This is a genomic window from Flavobacterium piscis (genome assembly GCF_001686925.1).
In the GTDB taxonomy this organism is placed as follows: Bacteria; Bacteroidota; Bacteroidia; order Flavobacteriales; family Flavobacteriaceae; genus Flavobacterium; species Flavobacterium piscis.
In genome coordinates this window covers 19,381-42,476 of record NZ_LVEN01000011.1, presented here as the reverse complement: position 1 = coordinate 42,476, position 23,096 = coordinate 19,381, and the positions used below count along the sequence as shown (strand labels likewise).

The following is a 23,096-nucleotide window of genomic DNA, read 5'->3' as shown; positions in this document are numbered from 1 at the left end:
CTATGAATTTAATTCGTATTTTTCTAAATATTTGTTCGGGAAAACCTATGAAAATCATTCATAGGTTTTTCTAATTTTAAAGATTTTAATTTTAATTAGTAAATTTTAATAAAACCTGACCATTTAATTCCAACCACACTATATTTTGAAAAATAGAATCCTTTTATTTTTAATATTTTTAGTCTGTTCGCCGGCAATGCCGCAGAAAGCAGGTTCAGCTGTTGCAAAATTTGGACATGCAAAGTATGATATTGGTTATATTGGCATAAAAAACGGACTTGCAAATAATGCTGTTACTTCTGTATACAAGGATAAGAGGGGATTAATGTGGTTTGGTACTTATGACGGAATAAGCAGGTTCGATGGTTATAATTTTTTAAATTTCAGAAACGAGCCCAATGATCGTAATTCGCTAAACAATAACAGGGTTGTAAGTATTTGCGGCACTAAAAATGAAATTTGGATTGGTACAAAAGGAGGCATAAGTGTTTATGATTATTTGAGCAATCAGTTTAGTACACGGTATTATATAAATGCGAAAACCTCTAAGAGTGAGCCCATCGATTTTGTTATCAATAAAATCGCAGATCACAAATCAAACATGTATATCGCCACTGCAGGTAAGGGATTGCTTTATTATGCAGACAAACAGGAAATCGTTCAGATCCCGCTTTATGAAAACGGAAAACTGCATTGGGATTATCATGTTCAGGGAATGGATTTTGACAAATCCGGCAAATTCTGGTGTTTTGTTCAGGGCGTTGGTCTCGTTACTATGGATGCAACAGCCAAAAAACTAATTGTTGTTTTTTCTGATTTTACAACCGGAAGCTGCATTTTATCAGATAAATTTTCAAACATTTGGATAGGGGTCGATGAAGGCTTGCTAAAGTACAATACATTAAAAAAAACACATCACATTTATACGAATCAGGAAGTTCAGTATCCTATTTCTGATTTAATGTGCAAGAATGATAAAAAAGAACTCTGGATCGCTACAAACGGTAACGGTATTGTAAAATACAATTATACTTCAGATACTTTTTCTTTATTTAATGCGAGTTCAGATGAAGAAAAACTGAATAGCAATGCCATTTCGTCCTTGTTTTTAGACAATGAAAACAGAGTTTGGATTGGAACTTTAAGAGGAGGAGTGAATAAAATTGAGGAAACAAAAAGTCCTTTTAGTACCATTTCGAAAAATGAAAATATAAAAAACACCCTGCCCAGCGATTTTATTTTGTCGTTATCAGAGCAGGATAGTGAACATTTATGGATAGGAACTGACGGAGCGGGAGCAAGTTTGTGGAATAAAAAGACCAATACATTTACCAATTATGCGTACAATGCAAACAATCCCAATTCGATCTCGAATAATTTTGTAACCGCAATTGTCACAAATGATAAAGGAACCTGGTTTGCAACCTATGGCGGCGGAGTTTCCTTATTTAATGCTCAGACCGGTAATTTTAAAAAGTATAGTTTTTACAATCCTAAATACAGTGCATTTCAAAAAAATATCTGGGTACTTTTTCGTGGTAAGGATAATATTTTATGGGCCAGTTCTCCGGATGATGAAGGACTGTACCGGTATAATAATACAACTGACAAATTCGATTTTGTCGATGCCAAAATCAGAGGAATTATTTCGATTACCGAAGATGAAGACAATAATCTGTGGATAGGGAATTTTACAAAATTATTTCGATTCAATCCCAAAACGATGCAGCGAAAAGAAATTGATGTAAAATATCCGGTAAGATCTGTTATTGCTCTTACTAAGAAAAAAATACTCGTGGGTACAGAAGGGGGAGGTTTGATGATTTTTAATCCCGAAACTTCGGCTAAAAAATTCCTCACACAGCGAAACGGACTTCCAAATAATTCAGTTTTAAACATTGTTCAGGACAATCAGGGCGCTTTTTGGGGCAGTACTTACAACGGAATCTTTACCTATAATGCTAAAAACGGAAAAATTACCAGTTATCACGATACTGACGGACTGCAAAGCAATCAGTTTAATTATAATGCGGCCTTAAAGCTTACCACTGGCGAAATTGTTTTTGGTGGAATTAAAGGTTTTAATATTATTGATACCAGAATTAATAGTCAGATTCATGACTTCCCAAAAGTGGTAATAACCGCTATAAAAGTAAATAATAAAGTTTTTGATCAGTCGGGCCTGACTTCTTTTGGAATTGATCAAGTAAAATTACCTTATGACGAATCGATGCTAAACATCGATTTTGCAGCTTTAGAATACAGTCTGCCTGAAAAAATATCGTACGCTTATTTTCTCGAAGGATGGGATTCGCAATGGCATTATATTGATAATATCCGAAGTGCCAATTATTCCCGATTAACAGAAGGTGATTATGTACTGAAAATTAAATCTACAAACGCAGAAGGAATCTGGAATACAAAATCTATTTCATTGCCTATTACCATATTACCACCATGGTACAGAAGTGGTTTTGCTTATTTTGTGTATTTTCTTCTTGTCGCTTTTATTATTTATGTTGTAGATAAATACCAGCGAAAGCAGGCACAGCTTCAATATGAGATAAAGCTTTCGCAAGATTTGGCCAAACAGGAAAAAGAGTTAAACGAGAAAAAAATAACTTTTTTTACCAATATTTCTCATGAGTTCAGGTCGCCATTAACCATGATTATCAATCCGTTGAAGGATATTATTTACGGTACAGATCAGCAAATAGATCCGGGCGCTATCGAAATGGTATACAGCAATTCCAGAAGATTACTGAGTTTGGTGGATCAGCTGCTTCTTTTTAGAAAAACAGAAACAGAAACGGGAAAACTTAAAATTGGGCAAATTGATATTGTAGAACTGGCCAAAGAAGTTTTTAGCTGTTTTGTACATCATGCAAAAATTAAAAAAATCGACTACAGTTTTAGTATTTCCGAAGAAAAGCTGTTGGTCTATGTCGATCGTGAAAAAATAGAAATGACTTTGTTTAACCTGATTTCTAATGCATTAAAATTTACAGAAAAAGAAAACGGAAGCGTAACGATCAATTTGCGCTGTACAGACGTTGAGGTGATTATAAAAGTTATTGATAATGGAGAAGGCGTTCCCGATGCAGATAAAGACAAAATTTTTAATTTGTTTTATCAGTCCAATACTAACATAAAAAATAACCGTAAAGGTTTTGGTATCGGACTTTATTTGGTTAAACAATTTGTAAATCAGCATTTTGGAGAGGTGAGATGTTATGATAATGAAAATGGAGGAGCCATTTTTGAGATTAAATTGCCTCTTGGAAAAGAACATTTTGGAGATGTAGAAATCAGAGAAGACCTAAGCGACAGAACTTTATTTCTGGAGGAAGCTTTAGAAGACAATGTATTGCAGGAAAGTGGGTTGGAAACAATCGATGAAACTGGAAATGTAAACGAGTTAATTAAAGATGCCAAAAGTATCTTAGTGGTTGATGATAATCCCCAGATTAGAAATTATCTAAAACGAATTTTATCCTCAAAATATCATATTACGCTCGCTGAAAATGCCGAAACAGCTTTAAATATAATTAAAAAAATACAGCCTGATCTGGTCATCTCAGATGTGGTGATGGGAGAAATGAACGGTGTGGCTTTTTGCAAACATATTAAGTCAGATGAAGAATTAAAACACATTCCTGTAATATTACTTACCGGAGGAACTTCAGAAGAAGTAAAACTAAAAGGGGCAGAAGTGGGTGCCGATGATTACATCACCAAACCATTTGATAACGACTATTTATTAGCGAGAATAAGCGGAATATTAGCGCGACGAGACAGCGAACAGCATTACCTGCTGAACTCAGTGACCAAAAAAGAAACCAATCTAAAACTATCCGATGAGGACAAAAAACTCATCGAAAGAATTGTAGATGTTATTGATGCCAATTTGGATGTAGAGAATTTTAATGTGCATGATTTGGCATTTCACCTGGGCATGAGTTATTCTTTAGTATATAAAAAAATTAAAAAAATTACAGGCAAATCTGTTTCAGAATTTACCCGCAACGTCCGGTTAAGAAAAGTAGCAACATTATTGATTACAACAGATTTACAAATAAGCCAGGCCGCTTCAATTGCAGGGTTTGGCGATATAAAATATTTCAGGAAACACTTTCAGCAATTTTATAACATAAACCCTTCTGAGTTTAAGAAAAAATATCAAAACGTAAAGGACAATAAATACATACTAAATGAAAGTTTCTGGAAATCAACATAAAACTTACAAAACAAGATAAAAATATTTTAATGAATCATTATTTAAAAAATACTGCTTTAGTGTTGTTTCTGTATTTTGCAGCAACAATCGGCATTCATTCACAATCAAAAAAACTTCAAAAAGATTCGCCTGAAAAAGTGCGTAAATTTTTTGTATCCTCTTTAACAAAAATTGGAAACCCTGTTTTAGAAGCATTAAGTAAAAACCAGCTAAAACAAACGATGCCTGTAGAGAAATCTCCCGGAGCATGGGATGACAGAACTCATGTAACATATCTGGAAGCTTTTGGCCGACTCCTTTCCGGAATGGCTCCCTGGCTGGAATTAGGTGCAGACGAAACTGCAGAAGGAAAATTAAGGGCAAAATATATCGATCTGGCTCAAAAGTGCATTCATAATGCAACTGATCCGGGCAGTCCCGATTATATGAATTTTGTGATTGACAGACAGCCTCTGGTTGATGCGGCTTTTTTTGCTCAGGCTTTGCTTCGCGCACCCAACCAACTTTGGGAACCACTAGACAGTATTACAAAACAAAATGTAATTGCAGCATTAAAATCATCCAGAAAAATTGAGCCTTATCAAAGCAACTGGCTTCTTTTTGCCGGAATGATTGAGGCAGCGATAGTTAAATTCGACAAAGACCCTGATAATAACCGGTTAAATTATGCTTTAGAACAACACAAAAAATGGTATCTGGGAGATGGAACTTTTGGCGACGGGCCTGATTTTCACTGGGATTATTACAACAGTTTTGTAATTCATCCCATGCAATTAGATATTTTAGGCACTCTTAAAGAAAAAGACAGCGTTTACAACGCAGATTACGCAACAGAGTTAAACAGGGCCAGACGTTATGCAGCAGTTCAGGAAAGGTTAATTTCTCCTGACGGAACTTATCCTCCAATAGGAAGATCATTAGCCTATCGTTTTGGAGCTTTCCAGTTATTATCCCAAATTGCTCTTTTGAAAGAATTGCCAAAAGAAATTGCTCCGGCCCAGGTTCGCTCAGCATTGTATAGCATGATTTACAACCAAATAAATGCATCTGGCACTTTTGATGAAAAGGGCTGGCTGCAAATTGGATTATATGGTCACCAGCCTAATATTGGTGAAGGTTATATCTCGACCGGAAGCCTCTATTTGTGTTCAGAAGCTTTTTTGGTTCTTGGTTTGCCTGCCACCGATGTTTTTTGGACGGATCCTTATCAGCCCTGGACACAAAAGAAAATATGGTCAGGAATAGAAATTCCAATAGATCATGCAACAAAATAATTTAATATTTAATCTTATTATAATGATGAAATTTAGAAACCCACTTTTTATTGCAATGGCCGTTGTTTCACTAGTATCCGTTAGTTGTAAAAGTACTGCCGTAAAACAAAAAACTGCCATAAAAGAATCTAAGAAAGAAGTTATTGCTATTATTGACAAAGTAAACAGCCGTTGGCAGAATACGCATCCGGAATTGGGTAATGCTTTTTGGAATGTTGCGGCTTACCATACAGGAAATATGGAGGCTTATAAAGTAACACAAAACAAAAAGTATCTGGACTATTCTATGGCATGGGCAGAAAAAAATCAGTGGATGGGAGCCAAATCAAATGACAAGTCAGAATGGAAATACAATTACGGAGAAAATGACAAACATGTATTGTTTGGCGACTGGCAAATTTGTTTTCAGACGTATATCGATTTATACAATTTTACAGGAAAAAATGACCCTCATAAAATTGCACGTGCCCGTGAAGTCATGGAGTATGAAATGAGCACCGAAGCGAACGATTACTGGTGGTGGGTTGACGGATTGTATATGGTAATGCCGGTGATGACAAAGCTGTACAACGTGACGGGTAACGAAATGTATCTGGAAAAATTACATTCGTACTTGTTGTATGCTGATAGTATCATGTACGATAAGGAAACCAGCTTATATTTTCGGGATGCAAAATATGTGTATCCAAAGCATAAAAGTGCCAATGGTAAAAAAGATTTTTGGGCCAGGGGAGATGGTTGGATTTTTGCAGGCTACGCCAAAATTATTCAGGATTTACCCAAAACAGCCCAGCATAGAGAAGAATACATCAGCCGTTTTCAGGATATGGCCAAAGCGCTGGCAGCAGCACAGCAAAGCGAAGGATACTGGACCAGAAGTATTTTAGATCCGGAACATGCGCCAGGACCTGAAACCAGTGGGACAGCATTTTTTACGTATGGTTTCATGTGGGGAATTAACAATGGCTATTTAGATAAAAAAACATATTTACCGGTAGTGGAAAAATCATGGAACTACCTCACAACATTTGCTCTTCAGGCTGATGGAACAGTGGGATACATACAGCCCATTGGCGAAAAAGCCATTCCTGGGCAAGTGGTAGATAAAAATTCGACAGCTGATTTTGGCGTTGGCGCTTTTTTATTAGCAGCATCAGAGATCTCTCGTTTTGTGAAGTAAAGTTTAAAGTTTGTTTCAGGTTGCTTAGTTTTACCACAGAGTTTCGCAGAGTTTTTTCACAGAGTTTCACAAAGTTTAAATTTTGTTTCAGGTTTCAAGTTTCAAGTTGCTTCTCTGTATAGTTTTACCACGGAGTTTCGCAGAGTTTTTTCACAGAGTTTCACAAAGTTTTTTTAGCAGCTTATTTATTTCATTGAATATTGAGCTTTAGCGCAGCATGCTGAATTTTTCATAGCGTTTCACAAAAGTCAACCTATTTCTTTGTGTATCTCTGTGGTAAAACTTTGTGCATCTCTGTGGTAAAACTTTCTAAAACTCTGTGGTAAAAATGTACTCAAAGTAAAGAACCTGAAACTTGAAACTCTTCCAATGTTTCTTAATTAATTGCGTATCGTTTATTTTAATTCTTGTTTTTTTGCCATACATGTAAAAAATAAGCTTTTTATTTCTGAAAATGCGGATTTGCCCCTTTTATAATGTCGTAATTACCCCCTTTTACTTTTATGTCTTATGCTAGATTTGCAAGGCAGACTACAGAACTACTGCGAGATATTTTTTACGTAAAAAAAATTTGAAAAATTAAAATGTAAAAAACACACTTAAATGAGTTTTTACAGTCTGTAACTTAACTAATCAATTAACCAAAATTACAACCAAAAATGACAAAATTTATTAGGAAGATTAAGGCTCCTGATTATGTATCTGGATTTGATTTGAAAAAGAAACTTACACTACTTTGTGTTTTGGTTTCATTGTCTCAGGTACATGCTTTCTCTACCGAATCCGGTAGTACAACAGGAACAGAAAAAGTACAGCCACAAAACAGCATCACCGGTCAGGTTAAAGATCACAAGGGGATTCCTCTTCCGGGTGCTTCAGTTGCGGTAAAAGGAACAAAAAAGGGAACTATAACAAATTTTGACGGAAAATTTACACTGACAGCAGATGACAATGCTGTATTAGTAGTATCCTTTGTTGGTTTTGTAACCAAGGAAGTAGCCCTAAATGGTAAAACGAATATTAATATCCAACTGGAAGAAAACGCTGCTTCGTTAGATGAGGTAGTGGTAGTGGGATATGGTAAAATGAAGAAAAAGGATTTAACAGGATCAATTGTTCAGGTTAAAGCAGAAGCTTTAGCCAATCAAAACCCGCAAACGGTTCAGGATTTATTGAGAGGAGTTCCCGGTTTAAAAGTGGGATATTCAGCTGATGCAAAAGGAGGTGGGTCGTTGCAGATTCGTGGACAAACTTCTGTTTATTCTGACGGAGGTCATAACTCACCACTTATTATTTTAGACGGAATGCAATTTTACGGTGAGCTTTCGGAAATTAATCCTGATGATATTGGCCAGATCGATGTCTTGAAAGATGCATCTGCAACAGCAGTATACGGATCTAAAGCAGCAGCCGGAGTTATTGTTATTTCAACGAAAAAAGGAAAAACCGGTAAGCCTGTTATCAATGTTACTACAAATACGACGATTACTACCAAAAGTGCTTATCGCAATGTTTATAATGCAGAAGGATATGTAAAATATCGTCAGGATTGGGAAACTGCTAAAACGTACGGAACAAATACAGCCACCGGAAATTACGAGGCATGGGTAACAGGAACAGCTGCCAATAAAGCGGGGTATTATACAAATCCAAATCAATTAGATCAATATGGTATCACTCAGGCGCAATGGTTGGCTTATCAGCCAGCTGCACAAATACAAGGCAAAAGTCTGAATGAAGTTTGGGGACTTCGCTTGGGGATTACTGACGCGTCGCTCCTAAAGAATTTCACAGATGGAAAAACACACGATTGGTACGGCAGTACTTTTAGAACAGGAATAAATCACGACAATAACTTAAGTGTTTCCGGAGCAAGTGATAAAGTAAATTATTATATGTCTTTGGGATATTTAACTTCAGAGGGAGCTATTCAGGGTAATGATTATTCTGCAGTTCGTGCCAATATGAAAGTCGATGCTAAAATTACAAGCTGGCTTGAATTTGGAGCAAACGTTAATTTTCAGGATCGTTCAGATGGAGATATATCTGTTGGTACAGGTACGAATTATTGGGATGCAAATATGTTAAGAAACAGCCCGTTTTCTAATTTTACAGAAGCAAATGGTGATTATACCAGACAACCAATGGGACCAACAATTGGAGGTTATAACTACTACTATGACCGACAATTTATGGAACTTGAAAAAGGGTATACAGTATTGAATACCATTTTTAATACAAAGGTAACCTTGCCTTTAGGTATTACCTATTCATTCAATGCTGCGCCACGTTATGAGTTCTTTTACAACCGTTATTTTCAATCGGCGGGTAATAAAAACCTGAATCCTGTTAACATAGGAGTAGATAGAGGTAATGGTAAAAAGTTTACCTGGAACCTGAACAATACATTAACATGGGATCATACATTTAGTGATAAACACCATTTTATAGTAACTTTAGTTCAGGAAGCAGAAGACCTAAAAACATGGTCAGATATTGTGTATGCTCGTAACATTCAGCCTTCTGATGCATTAGGATTTCACAATATTGCTAACGCAACTCTTTTGAACAGCTCATTTTCAAGTACAGATACGCATCAGACAGCCGATGGTTTAATGGCGAGACTTTTCTATTCGTTTGATAATCGTTATATGATAACCGCAACGGTACGTCGTGATGGATATTCAGCATTTGGAGCTTCATATCCTTATGCTACTTTCCCTTCTGTTGCAGTGGGATGGAACTTTAATCAGGAAAGCTGGTTTCATTGGACTCCTTTAAGCACAGGTAAATTACGAGTTTCATGGGGTAAAAACGGAAACAGATCGCTTGCAGATCCATACATTGCTTTGGCGAATTTAGGTTCAGGTACAGGAGCAACAATGGGATATATAGATGCTTCAGGAAATATTGTTGATACGAAGTACTTAGCTATTGACCGTATGGCAAATCCTAATTTGCAATGGGAAAAAACAACTGCAACAAATATTGGTCTTGATTTTGGTTTCTTAAAAGATCGTATTACGGGAACTGTAGATCTTTACAGATCAGTTACCAATGATATGATCATGAGTCAGCGTTTGCCAGGTTTCTCCGGATTTGGATCAATTGCAACCAATCTTGGTGAGGTCGAAAATAAAGGGATCGAAATCAGTCTTAATACTTTAAATATAAAAAATCCAAATTTTGAGTGGACTACCATGGTTGCTTTTTCATACAATAAGAATAAGATTAATGCATTGTATGGCAATATGGAAGATGTTAAGGATGCCAATGGTAATGTTGTTGGAACAAAAGAGTCAGATGATAAAACAAACGGATGGTTTATCGGTAGACCAATTTCTCAAATCTGGGATTATAAAGTAATTGGAATTTGGCAAAAAGATGAAGCTGTAGAAGCTGCAAAATACGGACAACGTCCTGGGGATCCAAAAGTAGAAAACAGTTATACTGCTGATGATGTGAATGGAAAACCAACTTATAATGAAAAAGACAAACAATTTTTAGGAGAAACTGCGCCACCAATTAACTGGTCATTGCGTAATGAATTTAAATTTTTCAAAAATTGGGATTTGGCAATCAATATGTATGCTTACATGGGACACAAATCGCTTGACGGACGTTATATGAATACGTATAACGATGGTAGTTTATACACCAACAATTACAATCCGTTTGTAAACCCGTACTGGACAATTGATAATCCAACCAATGACTGGGCACGTCTTGATGCAAGAGGCCCTGCAGGAGCCGGAACGGCAAAATTATACGATCGTAGTTTTATTCGTTTAGACAATATTTCGTTGGCCTATTCACTTCCTAAAGATCTTATTGATCGTTTGCATGTTAGAAATTTCAAAATTTATGCTTCGGTTCAGAACGCTGCAACATGGTCAGCTAATGATCAATGGAAATATTATGGTGACCCGGAAACAGGAGGGCTTGCTACGCGAATGTTTAATTTAGGATTTAACGTTTCACTTTAAAATTATCAATAATGAAAACTTATATAAAAAATAAAATTTTAATACTTGCACCTTTAGCAGTGGCTTCTGCTCTTTTGGTTTCTTGTTCTAAGGATTTTCTGGATCCGGATCCGCTTTCGTTTTACGAACCAGAAACTACATTTCAGACTGAATCAGGATTGCAGGCGACTTTAGCGATTGCCGATAAAGGTTTGCGTAATAATTACATTCACTATAATGCTGCGTCAAACAGTGTGCCTATTGGTACGGAATATGTTTTTTCTGATATGGCGAAATATGGAAAAACGGATAATAGCAGTACTATTTCTGATTTTGCTAATACGATAGTGCCAACCGGAAGTTTTAAAACCGCAACAAACGATGATTTTTATCTTGGGTTTTATTGGGATGAAGGTTATAACGGAATTAAATACGCGAATACTGTATTAACTTACATTGATAATGTGACCAGTTTATCAGAAGAAGTAAAACGTAAATATATTGGCCAGGCCTATTTTCACAGAGCATACCGTTATCTTAATTTAGTCTATCAATTTGGAGATATACCATTGATTACTAAAATTTTGCAGGTTCCAAAACAAAGTTATTATTCTACTAAAAAAGAAGCTATCATCGAAATGATTACAGCAGATATGGAGAAAGCTGTAGAATGGGTACCGGAGCAGTCAAAACTGGCTTATGTAGGTTTAGTAAATAAAGGTGCATGCCGCCAGTTACTAATTAAATGTTACCTGGCTTCAGGAAGATTTAAAGAAGCAGAAACACAGGCTGATTTACTAATTAATCAATCAGGTTATTCTTTAATGCAGGGATCTTTTGGAACTTTTGATCCGGGTGGAAATCCAACAACATGGGCGATAAACAGAAACGTGATTTGGGATTTACACCGACCAGAAAATAAGGTGATTGCCGGTAACAGAGAAGCCATTATGGTGATGCCAAATGGTGGAGTACAATCATTTTTACCGTTTGCTTCGATGAGAATTTTTGGTCCTAACTGGAATTCCGGTACGCTTACTACCCCTGATGGTAAACAGGGAGCAAATCGTTTTGCCTCAAACAATGCAAATTACCAGGCGAAGTATGATTATGCAAGAGCATTAGGACGTGGTATTGGAACTATTAGTGCTTCTTATTATTCGCAACACCCTATGTGGGTTGTAAATGGTATCGAGGACAAACAGGATCTTAGACATAATAGCGCTGTTGGTAACTGGGTAAATATGGAAGATCTTAAATACAGTGATAAAACTTCTGCATACTACCAGCAAAATTTTAGAATGAAAGAAGGCAATACGCAATTGTCTAAAGATACGCTTCGTGAATGGTTTGATTTTCCGTTGTATAAAATATATCTGCATGATGTTGTAAATGAAACCAATCCAAATGCAACTGATTTTCAGGGAGCAAGTACAGGCGGTAAAGCGCACTGGTATTTATATCGTTTGGCCGAAACATATCTGCTAAGAGCCGAAGCCCGTTTTTATCAGGGTAATGTAGGTGGAGCAACTCAGGACGTAAATGTTATCAGAGCCAGAGCCGGAGCTTCGCAAATGTACGGGCAGGTAACTATTGGTGATATTGCTGCCGAAAGAGGGAGAGAACTTTATCTGGAAGAATGGAGAAATGTCGAGCTAAAACGTATTTCGCACTGTCTTGCCCTTAGCGGACAACCAGACGAATGGGGTCAGACCTACAGCAAAACCAATTGGGATAAACAGTCAGGAACTGATGCAGCCGGAGGAAGTTATTGGTACCAGCGTATTTCACATTATACCCTTTACAACAAACATCAGAGTGGAATTGTGGTACCAAACGGAACTAAGTTTTATACTATGGACAAACGTAATAACTACTGGCCAATTCCAAATAGTGCTATAACGGCTAATATTAAAGGAAAACTAAGTCAGAATTACGGTTATGATGGTTACGATCCTAATGTTAAGGTTTGGGATAAATGGCAGGATGCTGTTGCAGATGAAACTCAAATTTAATGATACACAATTAAAAAAACAGCTAAGACTGCAGTAATGTGATTGTTTTATTTTACTGCAGCTAAAGCGATGTTCTTTACATATTTTACGCCTTTTAATAGTGTTTTTTAGCAGTGTTGATTACTACAGTATTATCCCTTAAGTGGTTAGAGGGGATAATACTTGTAGTTATCGTTTTCATTTTACATAAAAAAACAGTTCAAAATATATTGTGATCCTATCACTTTGTAACTAACCACTTACACCTTTTAAACTCCATAATACACTAAAAAAAATACCTGTTAATAATAGCAGAAGAAATAGTGTAATACTTCTTTAAATTCAACTTAGAAGAAGCACAATTTCTTAGCAAATAATTTTGTCGGTTACCAATGAAAGCATGAAACAAAAATTTTAAAATAATTTTTATAACAAATATTTCATATGAAAAAACTATACATATTTTTATTATTCTGGTTATCGGTCTTTGTATTCAATATACAGGCACAAGCGCCTAATCTGCCGGTAAAAGCAAATTTAGCCACCACATTAAACGGTTCTAAAACTTTTACAAATGCAGTGACTTCAGATGTTTTATCATTTCCTTTATCCAGTCAAACGGAATTTACCTTAGAAATTAAAGCCAGAATTAATGCCGCTGTAGGCAGGGGTTTAGATGTTGAGGTTAAAAATGCAATAGGACTTGGGTTTAGAACCTCTTTGGATAAAACAACTTTTAATGCTACTACAATTTTATCATCACCTGAAAATATAAGTACTTCTGTAGATAATGCACAGGAACAAACGTACAGATATGCCATAAAAAACGGTGTGGCAAATATTTATCAGGACGGACATTATTTAACGTCTAAAACACTTGATTTTTTAAATGATAATTCAGGTACGACAATAGCATATGGTGCCGATAATTTATTAGGAAGATGGGCTGGAGTAACAGGAAATAATTCCGGAAAACCGAACGATTATGGCTGGGCAAGTACTTCTACGGCACTTCCGTGGAATACTGCAAATTCAACCTCTGGCGTACGATATCTGGATGTAACTTCCGGACATACATTTGAATCTGATAATTCAGTTTTCAGCGGAAGAATCATGTACATTCGTTGGGATAATGCCAGTTATTCAGCTGCAACCTATAGTTTTCCTGTAAAATTAGAACAAGGTTTGCGATATGAATTTTCATGGATTTACGAATACATTTCGAATGCTGCTCCGGGTGCCAAATTAAATGTAGCAATAGCATCAGGCGCTGACGGATCTGGTGTTATTGCTTCTAAAACATTTACAACGGGCAATGCCAATAAATTAAGAAAGGGCGATTTATCTTTTGTTTCCAATTTTGATGGCAATTATTACCTGACCATCACGGGGGATTACGGATTAATGGCCATCGCCGATTTGAAATTGAAATCTTCCAACATAATCAATACATGGGACGGTTATTTTAATGATAACGCCGGAACTCCTGCTGCTTACGCGTGGACAAATGTTACGGCTCCAACCATTTTTAATACAGCCAACAGTACCAGCGGAACACGATTTATGGATGTAACTTCCGGTCATACTTTCGAATCTGATGCGACTAATTTTTCGGGAAGATTACTCTATATGAGATGGGATACAACGGCACTTCAAAATTCGGTATATTCTTTTCCGGTTTCCTTAGAAGCTTCAAAAGGATATCAATTTTCCTGGATCTATGAGTACATTTCTAATTTAAGTCCGGGTGCTGCAATAAGTGTATCTGTTTCTACAGCAGCTAATGGCGGAGGAACAGTTGTGGCGTCTAAAAATTTTGTAACAGGCGCTGCTAATGCATTACGAAAAGGCGATTTGTTATTTCAGTCTCAAAGTGCCGGAACGTATTACATCAATATCACCGGAGCCAAAGCACTTTTTGGAATAGGAGATCTAAAAGTTCAGGAACAGCAGACAGCCAATATTGTTATTGGTAAAAATTATGCAACCGGAGCTGTCGATATGGCTATTACATCAGTCACTTTTGAGAATGTGGCATATGCACCGGAGAAAGTTATTAGCCCTTCGCTGCAAACAATAGAGATTACAGGCAACGCAACTGTTGCAGCTTATACCAAATCAAAAGTAATTTTAAACGGATCGGCATCTTTGTATGTAAAAAACGCATACAATCCTTTAATCAATTCAACAGTAAATTTGAATTCAGCCGATGCGCGTTTGTATTTCGAAAATGTAAAACCAAGCGAAGTTATTAGTTCGCAGTTACAGTATGTTTCGATAAACGGAGTTTTGGCAGGTAATGGAACAAACGCAAATGTTACCAATTATGGGTCGGGGGCTGTTGTATCAGCGTATTCAGTCGATTATCAGCCTCTACAGGTTTTTACCGACGAGAATTTTGCCGGATCATCCCAACAATATAGTACCGTAACACCATTTGATAATTTAGGATCTTTTGATAATGCCATTAGATCATTCAAACTAAAAAAAGGATACATGGCAACTTTTGCGACAAGTGCAGACGGATCCGGATACAGCAGGGTTTATATAGCTGAAAACGAGGATCTTGAAGTTGCGGTTTTACCCCTTAATTTAAAAAGTACAATTTCGTTTGTTAGAACAATGAAATGGCATCAGGTCAATAAAAAAGGACTTGCCGGCGGAAGTACAGAAGCTATAAATGCCACCAATATTACCTGGTATTACAATTGGAATACCGGAATGGATACTACGCCAAATGTAGAATATGTACCAATTCGTCAAACACAATGGTGGCCTTCATTTACACCAGCTTATACAAAAGATGGTTACACTCATTTATTAGGATTTAACGAACCAGATCGTCCTGATCAGGCTAATATGACAGTTGAAGCTGCAATAAGTTCCTGGCCGGCTCTTTTGAAATCAGGATTAAGAGTAGGATCTCCGGCAACATCAGATCCGTTTAATCCGTGGATGGCTAATTTTATGACACAGGCAGAAGCCAATAATTATCGAGTTGATTATGTCGCACTTCATTGTTACTGGTATAAAACTGCCGCACAATGGAAAAGTGATTTACAGAACATTTATGATAAATACCACAGACCCATCTGGATTACAGAATGGAATGTCGGTGCAAACTGGACAGGCAACAATTTTCCAGACGGGCCTGTTTTACTTACAGATGCAAATGCTATTAAGCATAAAAATGATTTGGCAGCAGTATTAAATGTGCTTGAAACGACTGATTATATCGAGCGTTATTCGATTTACAATTGGGTACAGGATTCCAGAGCAATGTATGTAACTATAGATGATGCTTTTAAAACCAGAAATCCAAACTGGCAAAATTATGTATGGCTTCAAACAGCGCCGGTTATATCCAGCACCGCTACAAGTTACACCGTACTAACGCCGGCAGGAGAATATTATGCTAAAAATGCATCGGCGAAAGCCTATAGTTCAGGTAAGGAATACATTCCGTTATGGAAAACAAAAGTAGAAACGTTGAGTTATACGCTGTCATCAGATTATAAAAATATTACCGTAAAATGGACTGGAAGTAATCAGGAATTGGTCAACAAATATATTTTAGAAAGAAAGCTAACTGGCGAAAGTGCATTTTCAGTTTTCTATGAATCAACAAATTATAATGTTCTTGAAAAAACAGATCAGGTTCGTAGTCACGCAGAATACAGAATTAAAGTAGTAGGTAAAGACAATGTCGAGTCAGCTTACTCCGCTATTTTGGTTTATGATCAGCCTGCTATTCCGGCAATTCCAACCAATTTTCAGGGCGAGGCAGTATCAACATCAGCCATCAACTTAAAATGGTCGGTAGTTGCAGATGCAGCATCTTATAAAATAAAAAGAGCAGCAACAGTAAACGGTACTTATGAAAGTATAGGGGAATATGTAAAAGACACTATTTTCAGCGATACAAATTTAGAAGCAAACAAAGATTACTTCTACAAAATAGCCTCAGAAAATGCCGGGGGCGAAAGTCAGTATTCGTCGGCTTTACAGGTTAAAACGCAAGCAACGCTAAGTACGTTTATGGCTAAAAATGCTTTGACTTTAAATTCCTCAGAAGGAGATTTATCAGTTGCTATTAGCGCGTTTCCAAATCCTACCAATGGTCAGTTTGATGTTTTTTTACCAACCAATGAAACTACCGTTGCAATTGCAATTTATACCTCAGATTCAAAATTAATTTCGAGATCAAATTATGCAATTGAAAATGGAAAAGTGCATCTGAATATCGAAAATCAGCCTCGCGGAATTTATCTGGTTAAGATTCAGTCGCATCCGGATGCCGCAATCAGAATCATTAAAAAATAAAATTTGCAGACAAAACAAAAAAGTATTGGTTTTTTAGTTTAGTAGTGATGAGGGATCTTTCGGGATCCCTTATTTAAAATGTTTGGACTGAGTTCAATATTAATTTTAGATAAAAATAAACAGAGTAAAAATGAGATTTATTGGTAAGTTTTTGGTGTTAGGTATTGTTCTGATACTGATTTTTGGTTTCGTCACCCGCAAACCGAAATCTTCAAAATATGAAGATTATAAGTTGGTTTGGGCAGATGAATTTAATAAAAATGGTTCTCCGGATGAAAAGAACTGGAATTACGAAACAGGTTTTGTGAGAAATCAGGAAAATCAATGGTATCAAAAAGAAAACGCCTTTTGCAAAGATGGTTTTTTGATTATTGAAGCCAGAAATGCAAACAGACCCAATCCCAATTTTGTGGCTAAAAACCATAAAGATTTTGCCAAAAACAGAGATTCGATAAAAGTTACCTCTTCTTGTTTGATTACTCGCGGAAAACATTCCTGGCAATACGGAAGATTCGAAATGCGTGCCAAGATCCCAACCGGAAAAGGAATGTGGCCGGCTTTCTGGAGTTTGGGTATAAAAGGCAACTGGCCTGCCAATGGCGAAATTGATATCATGGAATATTATACAGGAAAAATATTAGCCAATGCCGCATGGAAATCAAACGACGGCAATACAGCCTGGGACGCCGAAGCAGTAAAACTCACAGACTTTAAAGATAATTCCTGGGCAAACCAATTTCATGTCTGGAAAATGGATTGGGATGCAAAGTCAATTAAATTATATGTAGATGATCAGTTATTAAATGAGATTACTATCGACAAAACCATAAATACGCCGGACCAAACTATACTTTCGTTTCAGCAGCCTCATTACCTGTTAGTAAATCTGGCTGTAGGAGGAATAAATGGTGGGGAATTTACCAGTGCAGATCTTCCGTCAAAATACATTATAGATTACATAAGGGTTTATCAAAAAAAGAAATAAGATGAGATTAAGATTAAAATTTTCGATCGTTATAAGTTTTGTATGTTCTTTTGTTTTTTCGCAGAACAATTCATTTGTTCCGGGAAAACAGTGGAAAGATACAGATGGTGTTCATATTAATGCCCACGGAGGCGGTATTCTTTTTGTTGACGGCATGTATTATTGGTACGGAGAATACAAAACTTCAGGCCGTGCAGGAAATGTATCTTTAGAAGGAATAAGCTGTTATACCTCAAAAGATTTGTACAATTGGCATAATGAAGGTATTGTGCTAAAAGTAGAGCAGGATAGTAATTCTGAAATTACAAAAGGCTGTGTGATGGAACGTCCAAAAGTTATTTTTAATAAAAAAACCGGTAAATATGTTATGTGGTTTCATTTAGAGCTGAAAGGGCAGGGGTATAATGCTGCCAAAGCCGCTGTTGCGATAAGTGATTCTCCAAAAGGACCTTTTAAATTTAAAAAGTCCTACCGCCCAAATAAAGGGGTCTGGCCACTAGATTTTAAGGATGAATTTAAAAAAGCGGGAAATAATGAAGCTGCATTGAAATCCTGGAGCCCGCAATGGCTGACGGCAATCAAAAACGGAATGCTGGTTCGCAAGGATTTTGATAAAGGGCAAATGTCGAGAGACATGACGGTGTATGTTGATGATGATGAGAAAGCCTACCTTATTCATTCTTCGGAAGAAAACCTGACACTTCATATTTCAGAACTTACAGATGATTATTTAGATTTTACAGAAAAATGGACAAGAGTGGCACCGGCCGGACATAATGAAGCCCCCGCCATTTTTAAAAAAGACGGTGTTTATTATATGATTACTTCCGGCTGTACGGGCTGGGAACCCAATGAAGCGCGTTCTTTTTCGGCCAAATCTATTTGGGGACCTTGGGAATCTTTAGGAAATCCGGGTGTGGGTAAAGATGCCTCACTGACCTTTCATTCGCAAAGCACTTATATTCTTCCTGTTCCGGGCAAAAAGGATCAGTTTATTTTTATGGCCGACCGCTGGAAACCGGAAAACGCAATTGAAGGGAGTTATGTTTGGCTGCCGATATCTTTTAGTAATGGGAAACCGGTTTTGAAATGGTTTGATCAATGGAGTTTGGCTTCTTTTACAGAAAATCAATAAAATTATATAGTAATAAGCAACCAGTTAGGTGTAATTTATAAAAAATAATTAAACACATAGAAACATAGATTTCATGATTTTGGAAAAAAGTAATCAAAAATAAACACGAATTTCACTAATTACCACTAATTAGTTTGTGAAATTAATTTCACAACTAAGCCGACCGTTGAAATTTGTGCAAATTTGTGAAATTCGTGTTTAAAATTGACTTATAATATTGTGTCCAGACAGTAGGACAGCGATCGGGATGGATTGGTGAAAGTGAAACGCCTTTTTTGAGTGAATAATTTCTATGTTACTATGTGTTAAAAATAACTACACCCAACAGGTTATAAGTATTTCTAAAGTAATAAATTAGGTCTTGTAAACAGGCAAAATATTTTTAAAGTTATGAAAGCAAAGCAAAATTATTTGAAACAGAAAGCACTTCTTGTTTTTTCTATGTGTACGTTTTTTTTATATTTTTCAACGGCACATGCCCAGAAAAAAAGACCTGTAAAAGAAGCTGTTCCTTTAGACTCTATCCGATTGAGCGATCCGGCTATTTTAGCAGACAGGAAAACCAATATGTATTATATGACCGGAACAGGCGGTTTGCTTTGGAAAAGCAAAGATTTAAAATCATGGAATGGTCCTTATGATGTCGCCCAAACAAACCCAAATTCCTGGATGGGAGCAAATCCTATGATTTGGGCTGCAGAACTCCATTTGTATAAAAATAAATATTACTACTTCGCCACTTTTACAAATAAGAAAAAAATAATAGATACAGTTGCCGGCATTCCTATTGAGCGTCGCGCGAGTCATATTTTGGTGAGCAATAATGCTCAGGGGCCGTATGTACCCATGAAAGATGATATTTATTTGCCTGCTGATAAACCAACGCTTGATGGTACATTTTGGGTAGATAAAAACGGAAAACCGTATATGATTTATTGTTATGAATGGCTGCAAAATGGTAATGGAACCATGGAAAAAATAGAACTAAAACCGGATTTAAGCGGATCCATTGGAGAAGGAAAATTACTTTTTAAAGCAAGCGATTCTCCCTGGAGCAGAGAAAAAGATGCCAACAATAATGACAAACCAAATAAAGTTACCGATGGACCCTATTTGTTTAACACAGGCTCCGGACGTTTAGGAATGATTTGGACAAGCTGGATTTATGACGTTTATACCCAGGGAGTAGCCTATTCTCAAAGCGGTACTTTAGATGGTCCGTGGATTCAGGAAAAAGATCCCATTACACCACCAAATTTTGGTCATGGTATGTTGTTTAAAACCTTTGAAGGCAAATGGCTAATGTCGGTTCATAGCCATAGAAAAGCGGGGGATAAAACAGTCAGAATTCCAAAATTATTTGAGGTTGATTTATCGGGAGATAAATTAGTGGTAATAAAACCCTATTTGCCTTAAGACATCATCAGAGCAAGTTAGCAATATTTATAGTAATAATTTTATATTATAATTGTTATTTTTACACTTATTTTTTATTTCTATTCAATTAGAAAAAAATAAATAGGTGTGAATGATTTATAATTAACTAAAAACAGTTCGATACTAATGACCGGGATAAAACATTTTAGAAAAACTTTACTATTTATTAATTTATTGTTACTAGGCTGTCTTTCAAATAGCATAGCTCAGCATAAAAATATCGAACAGAAACAACGTTTCAATGTTGACTGGAAGTTTTCTTTAGGAGACTCTCCAAATAATAGTTTAATAGATTTTGATGATAATAGTTGGAGAAAATTGAATTTACCACACGATTGGAGTATCGAAGGAAAATCAGAAAAAACTAATGTAAGTGGTGGTGATGGTGGTTTTTATCCAATGGGAATTGGCTGGTATCGAAAAACATTTTCTGTTCCCTTTGAATGGAAAGGGGAGAAAATTTCTATTTATTTTGAAGGAGTTTACATGAATGCTGAGGTATTTATCAATGAAAAATCGATAGGTATTCAGCCTTACGGTTATACTTCTTTTGAATATGATCTTACACCTTATTTAAAATTTGGACAAAAAAATACAATAGCAGTTAAAGTAGATAATTCTCAACAGAAAAATTGTAGATGGTATAGCGGCTCGGGAATATATCGCAATGTATGGCTACTGATAAAAAATCCTGTTCATGTTAAAAATTGGGGCGTTGCCCTTACTACTTTAGAAGTAAAAAACAATATAGCTAAAGTTCAGGCAAAAACTATTGTAAAGAATGAAAGTGCAAGTACACAAAGTATTTTGTTTGAAACAGTCATTGCAGATGCAAAAGGAAAAGAAATCGGAAATTTGGCAAGTAAAATAACGCTTCAGCCTAATGAGGAAAAAGAAATAATCCAGATTCTAAATGTCAAGAATCCTAAATTATGGTCTGTTGAACAGCCCAATTTATATCAGGCCAAATCAATTATAAAGAAAGAAGGAAAGTCTATTGCAATAAAAACAACTGATTTTGGAATTAGAACAATTGATTTTAGTGCCGAAAACGGTTTTTTATTGAATGGCAAAAAAATAATTTTAAATGGTGGTTGTGTACATCATGACAACGGTGCTTTGGGAGCTGCCGCTTATGATCGTGCAGAAGAGAGAAAAGTAGAATTGCTCAAAGCGGCAGGATTTAATGCGCTGCGAACGTCACATAATCCTCCTTCTGAAGCTTTTCTGGATGCTTGTGACCGATTGGGTATGCTGGTTATAGATGAAGCTTTTGATGGATGGAGAGAGAAAAAAAATACTTACGACTATGCCAGTATTTTTGATAAATGGTGGAAACATGATGTAGAATCTATGGTATTAAGAGATCGCAACCATCCATCTATAATTATGTGGAGTATTGGTAATGAAATCATTGAAAGATCAAAACCTGAAGCGGTTGAAACAGCAAAAATGCTGGCAAATGCTGTTCGCAATATAGATGCTACACGTCCTGTAACATCAGCAATGACCACTTGGGATCAGAGTTGGGAAATTTTTGATCCTTTGATGGCAGCTCATGATGTGGCAGGTTATAATTATCAGTTGCATCGTGCAGTATCAGATCATGAAAGAGTGCATTCGCGTATTATCCTGCAAACCGAATCCTATCCAAAAGACGCTTTTGCTAATTGGAATTTAGTTCAAAAACACAATTATATTTTGGGAGATTTTGTCTGGACAGCAATGGATTATCTAGGCGAATCCGGCATAGGTCGTTACATATATCCCGGCGAACCTTTGGGCGAGCATTGGGAATCGAATTTGTATCCATGGCATGGTGCCTATTGTGGCGATGTGGATTTGATGGGATGGAGAAAACCTATTTCTCATTATCGCAGTATGTTATACAATGACAATGAGAAAATATACATGGCAGTTCGCGAGCCAGATCCTGAAAGTGGACCAATTAAACTTACTTCCTGGGCAGTTTGGCCAACATGGGAAAGCTGGACATGGCCAGGTCATGAAGGAAAAAATATTGAAGTAGAAGTATATTCGAAATATCCAAAAGTACGATTGTATCTCAATGGTAAAAACATGGGAGAGAAAGAAACTACTGAATTACAGGAATTTAAAGCAACGTATGTCATTCCGTATGAAAGTGGTGAATTAAAAGCTTTTGGTTTAGAAAATGGTAAGGAAGTTCAAGAGGTTATGCTAAAAACTGCTGGTAAGCCAGCAAAGATTAAATTAGAGGCAGATCGCAAAACGATTACAGCTGATAGTCAGGATTTAGTATATGTAAGTGTTGAAATTACAGATGAAAATGGAGTTTTAAGTCCAAATGCCGGGAATGAACTTACATTCAAGGTAACCGGTGCAGGAACAATTGCCGGAGTTGATAATGCCAGTTTAAAAGATAGTGATTTGTATGTTGGCAATACACGCACAGCATGGCATGGACGCGCTATGGTAATTATTAAAAGTAATAATGAATCCGGATATATTAATCTTGAAGTTACTTCTTCAGGATTGAATAAAGCCGTAATCACTATAAAATCAACAAAGAAAAAATAAAGTTCAA

At 36.4% G+C, this 23,096-nt stretch carries 10 protein-coding genes; all 10 read left to right on the top strand.

The features are described from left to right. The first annotated feature begins 145 nt into the window (after positions 1-145). The 10 genes from FLP_RS07110 to FLP_RS07065 all read left to right on the top strand — a co-directional run bounded on the left by FLP_RS07110 (position 146) and on the right by FLP_RS07065 (position 23,089). Positions 146-4,237, top strand: a complete 4,092-nt coding sequence (locus FLP_RS07110; protein ID WP_123921653.1) for a hybrid sensor histidine kinase/response regulator transcription factor — start codon at positions 146-148, stop codon at positions 4,235-4,237. 29 nt (positions 4,238-4,266) lie between these two features. Further along, a complete protein-coding gene (locus tag FLP_RS07105) occupies positions 4,267-5,511 on the top strand; it encodes a DUF2264 domain-containing protein (RefSeq protein ID WP_065448828.1) in 1,245 nt (414 codons plus the stop codon). Positions 5,512-5,533: 22 nt separating this feature from the next. After that, positions 5,534-6,691: a glycoside hydrolase family 88/105 protein gene (locus tag FLP_RS07100; protein ID WP_083195813.1), complete on the top strand. Its 1,158-nt coding sequence runs from the start codon at positions 5,534-5,536 to the stop codon at positions 6,689-6,691. A gap of 659 nt (positions 6,692-7,350) precedes the next feature. Continuing rightward, positions 7,351-10,677, top strand: a complete 3,327-nt coding sequence (locus FLP_RS07095; protein ID WP_065448827.1) for a SusC/RagA family TonB-linked outer membrane protein — start codon at positions 7,351-7,353, stop codon at positions 10,675-10,677. A gap of 11 nt (positions 10,678-10,688) precedes the next feature. Next, positions 10,689-12,671 (top strand): RagB/SusD family nutrient uptake outer membrane protein, encoded by a 1,983-nt coding sequence (locus FLP_RS07090; protein ID WP_065448826.1) that lies wholly within the window; start codon positions 10,689-10,691, stop codon positions 12,669-12,671. Positions 12,672-13,094: 423 nt separating this feature from the next. Next, complete coding sequence (locus FLP_RS07085; RefSeq protein ID WP_065448825.1) at positions 13,095-16,973, top strand: glycosyl hydrolase; 3,879 nt, start codon at positions 13,095-13,097, stop codon at positions 16,971-16,973. Positions 16,974-17,103: 130 nt separating this feature from the next. Then, entirely contained in the window at positions 17,104-17,958 is an 855-nt protein-coding gene (locus FLP_RS07080) for a glycoside hydrolase family 16 protein (RefSeq protein ID WP_065448824.1), read from the top strand. Position 17,959: 1 nt separating this feature from the next. Further along, positions 17,960-19,093 (top strand): glycoside hydrolase family 43 protein, encoded by a 1,134-nt coding sequence (locus FLP_RS07075; RefSeq protein ID WP_065448823.1) that lies wholly within the window; start codon positions 17,960-17,962, stop codon positions 19,091-19,093. A 390-nt stretch (positions 19,094-19,483) separates the two neighbouring features. Next, the gene (locus tag FLP_RS07070; RefSeq protein ID WP_065448822.1) at positions 19,484-20,509 is read left to right on the top strand and encodes a glycoside hydrolase family 43 protein; all 1,026 of its coding nucleotides are present in this window, start codon (positions 19,484-19,486) and stop codon (positions 20,507-20,509) included. A 147-nt stretch (positions 20,510-20,656) separates the two neighbouring features. Continuing rightward, positions 20,657-23,089: a glycoside hydrolase family 2 TIM barrel-domain containing protein gene (locus tag FLP_RS07065; protein WP_065448821.1), complete on the top strand. Its 2,433-nt coding sequence runs from the start codon at positions 20,657-20,659 to the stop codon at positions 23,087-23,089. The last annotated feature ends 7 nt before the right edge of the window (positions 23,090-23,096 follow it).

Coding starts and splice junctions, on each gene's coding strand:
- FLP_RS07105 (WP_065448828.1), top strand. CDS start 4,267: ATGAATCATTATTTAAAAAATACTGCTTTAGTGTTGTTTCTGTATTTT.
- FLP_RS07100 (WP_083195813.1), top strand. CDS start 5,534: ATGATGAAATTTAGAAACCCACTTTTTATTGCAATGGCCGTTGTTTCA.
- FLP_RS07095 (WP_065448827.1), top strand. CDS start 7,351: ATGACAAAATTTATTAGGAAGATTAAGGCTCCTGATTATGTATCTGGA.
- FLP_RS07090 (WP_065448826.1), top strand. CDS start 10,689: ATGAAAACTTATATAAAAAATAAAATTTTAATACTTGCACCTTTAGCA.
- FLP_RS07085 (WP_065448825.1), top strand. CDS start 13,095: ATGAAAAAACTATACATATTTTTATTATTCTGGTTATCGGTCTTTGTA.
- FLP_RS07080 (WP_065448824.1), top strand. CDS start 17,104: ATGAGATTTATTGGTAAGTTTTTGGTGTTAGGTATTGTTCTGATACTG.
- FLP_RS07075 (WP_065448823.1), top strand. CDS start 17,960: ATGAGATTAAGATTAAAATTTTCGATCGTTATAAGTTTTGTATGTTCT.
- FLP_RS07070 (WP_065448822.1), top strand. CDS start 19,484: ATGAAAGCAAAGCAAAATTATTTGAAACAGAAAGCACTTCTTGTTTTT.
- FLP_RS07065 (WP_065448821.1), top strand. CDS start 20,657: ATGACCGGGATAAAACATTTTAGAAAAACTTTACTATTTATTAATTTA.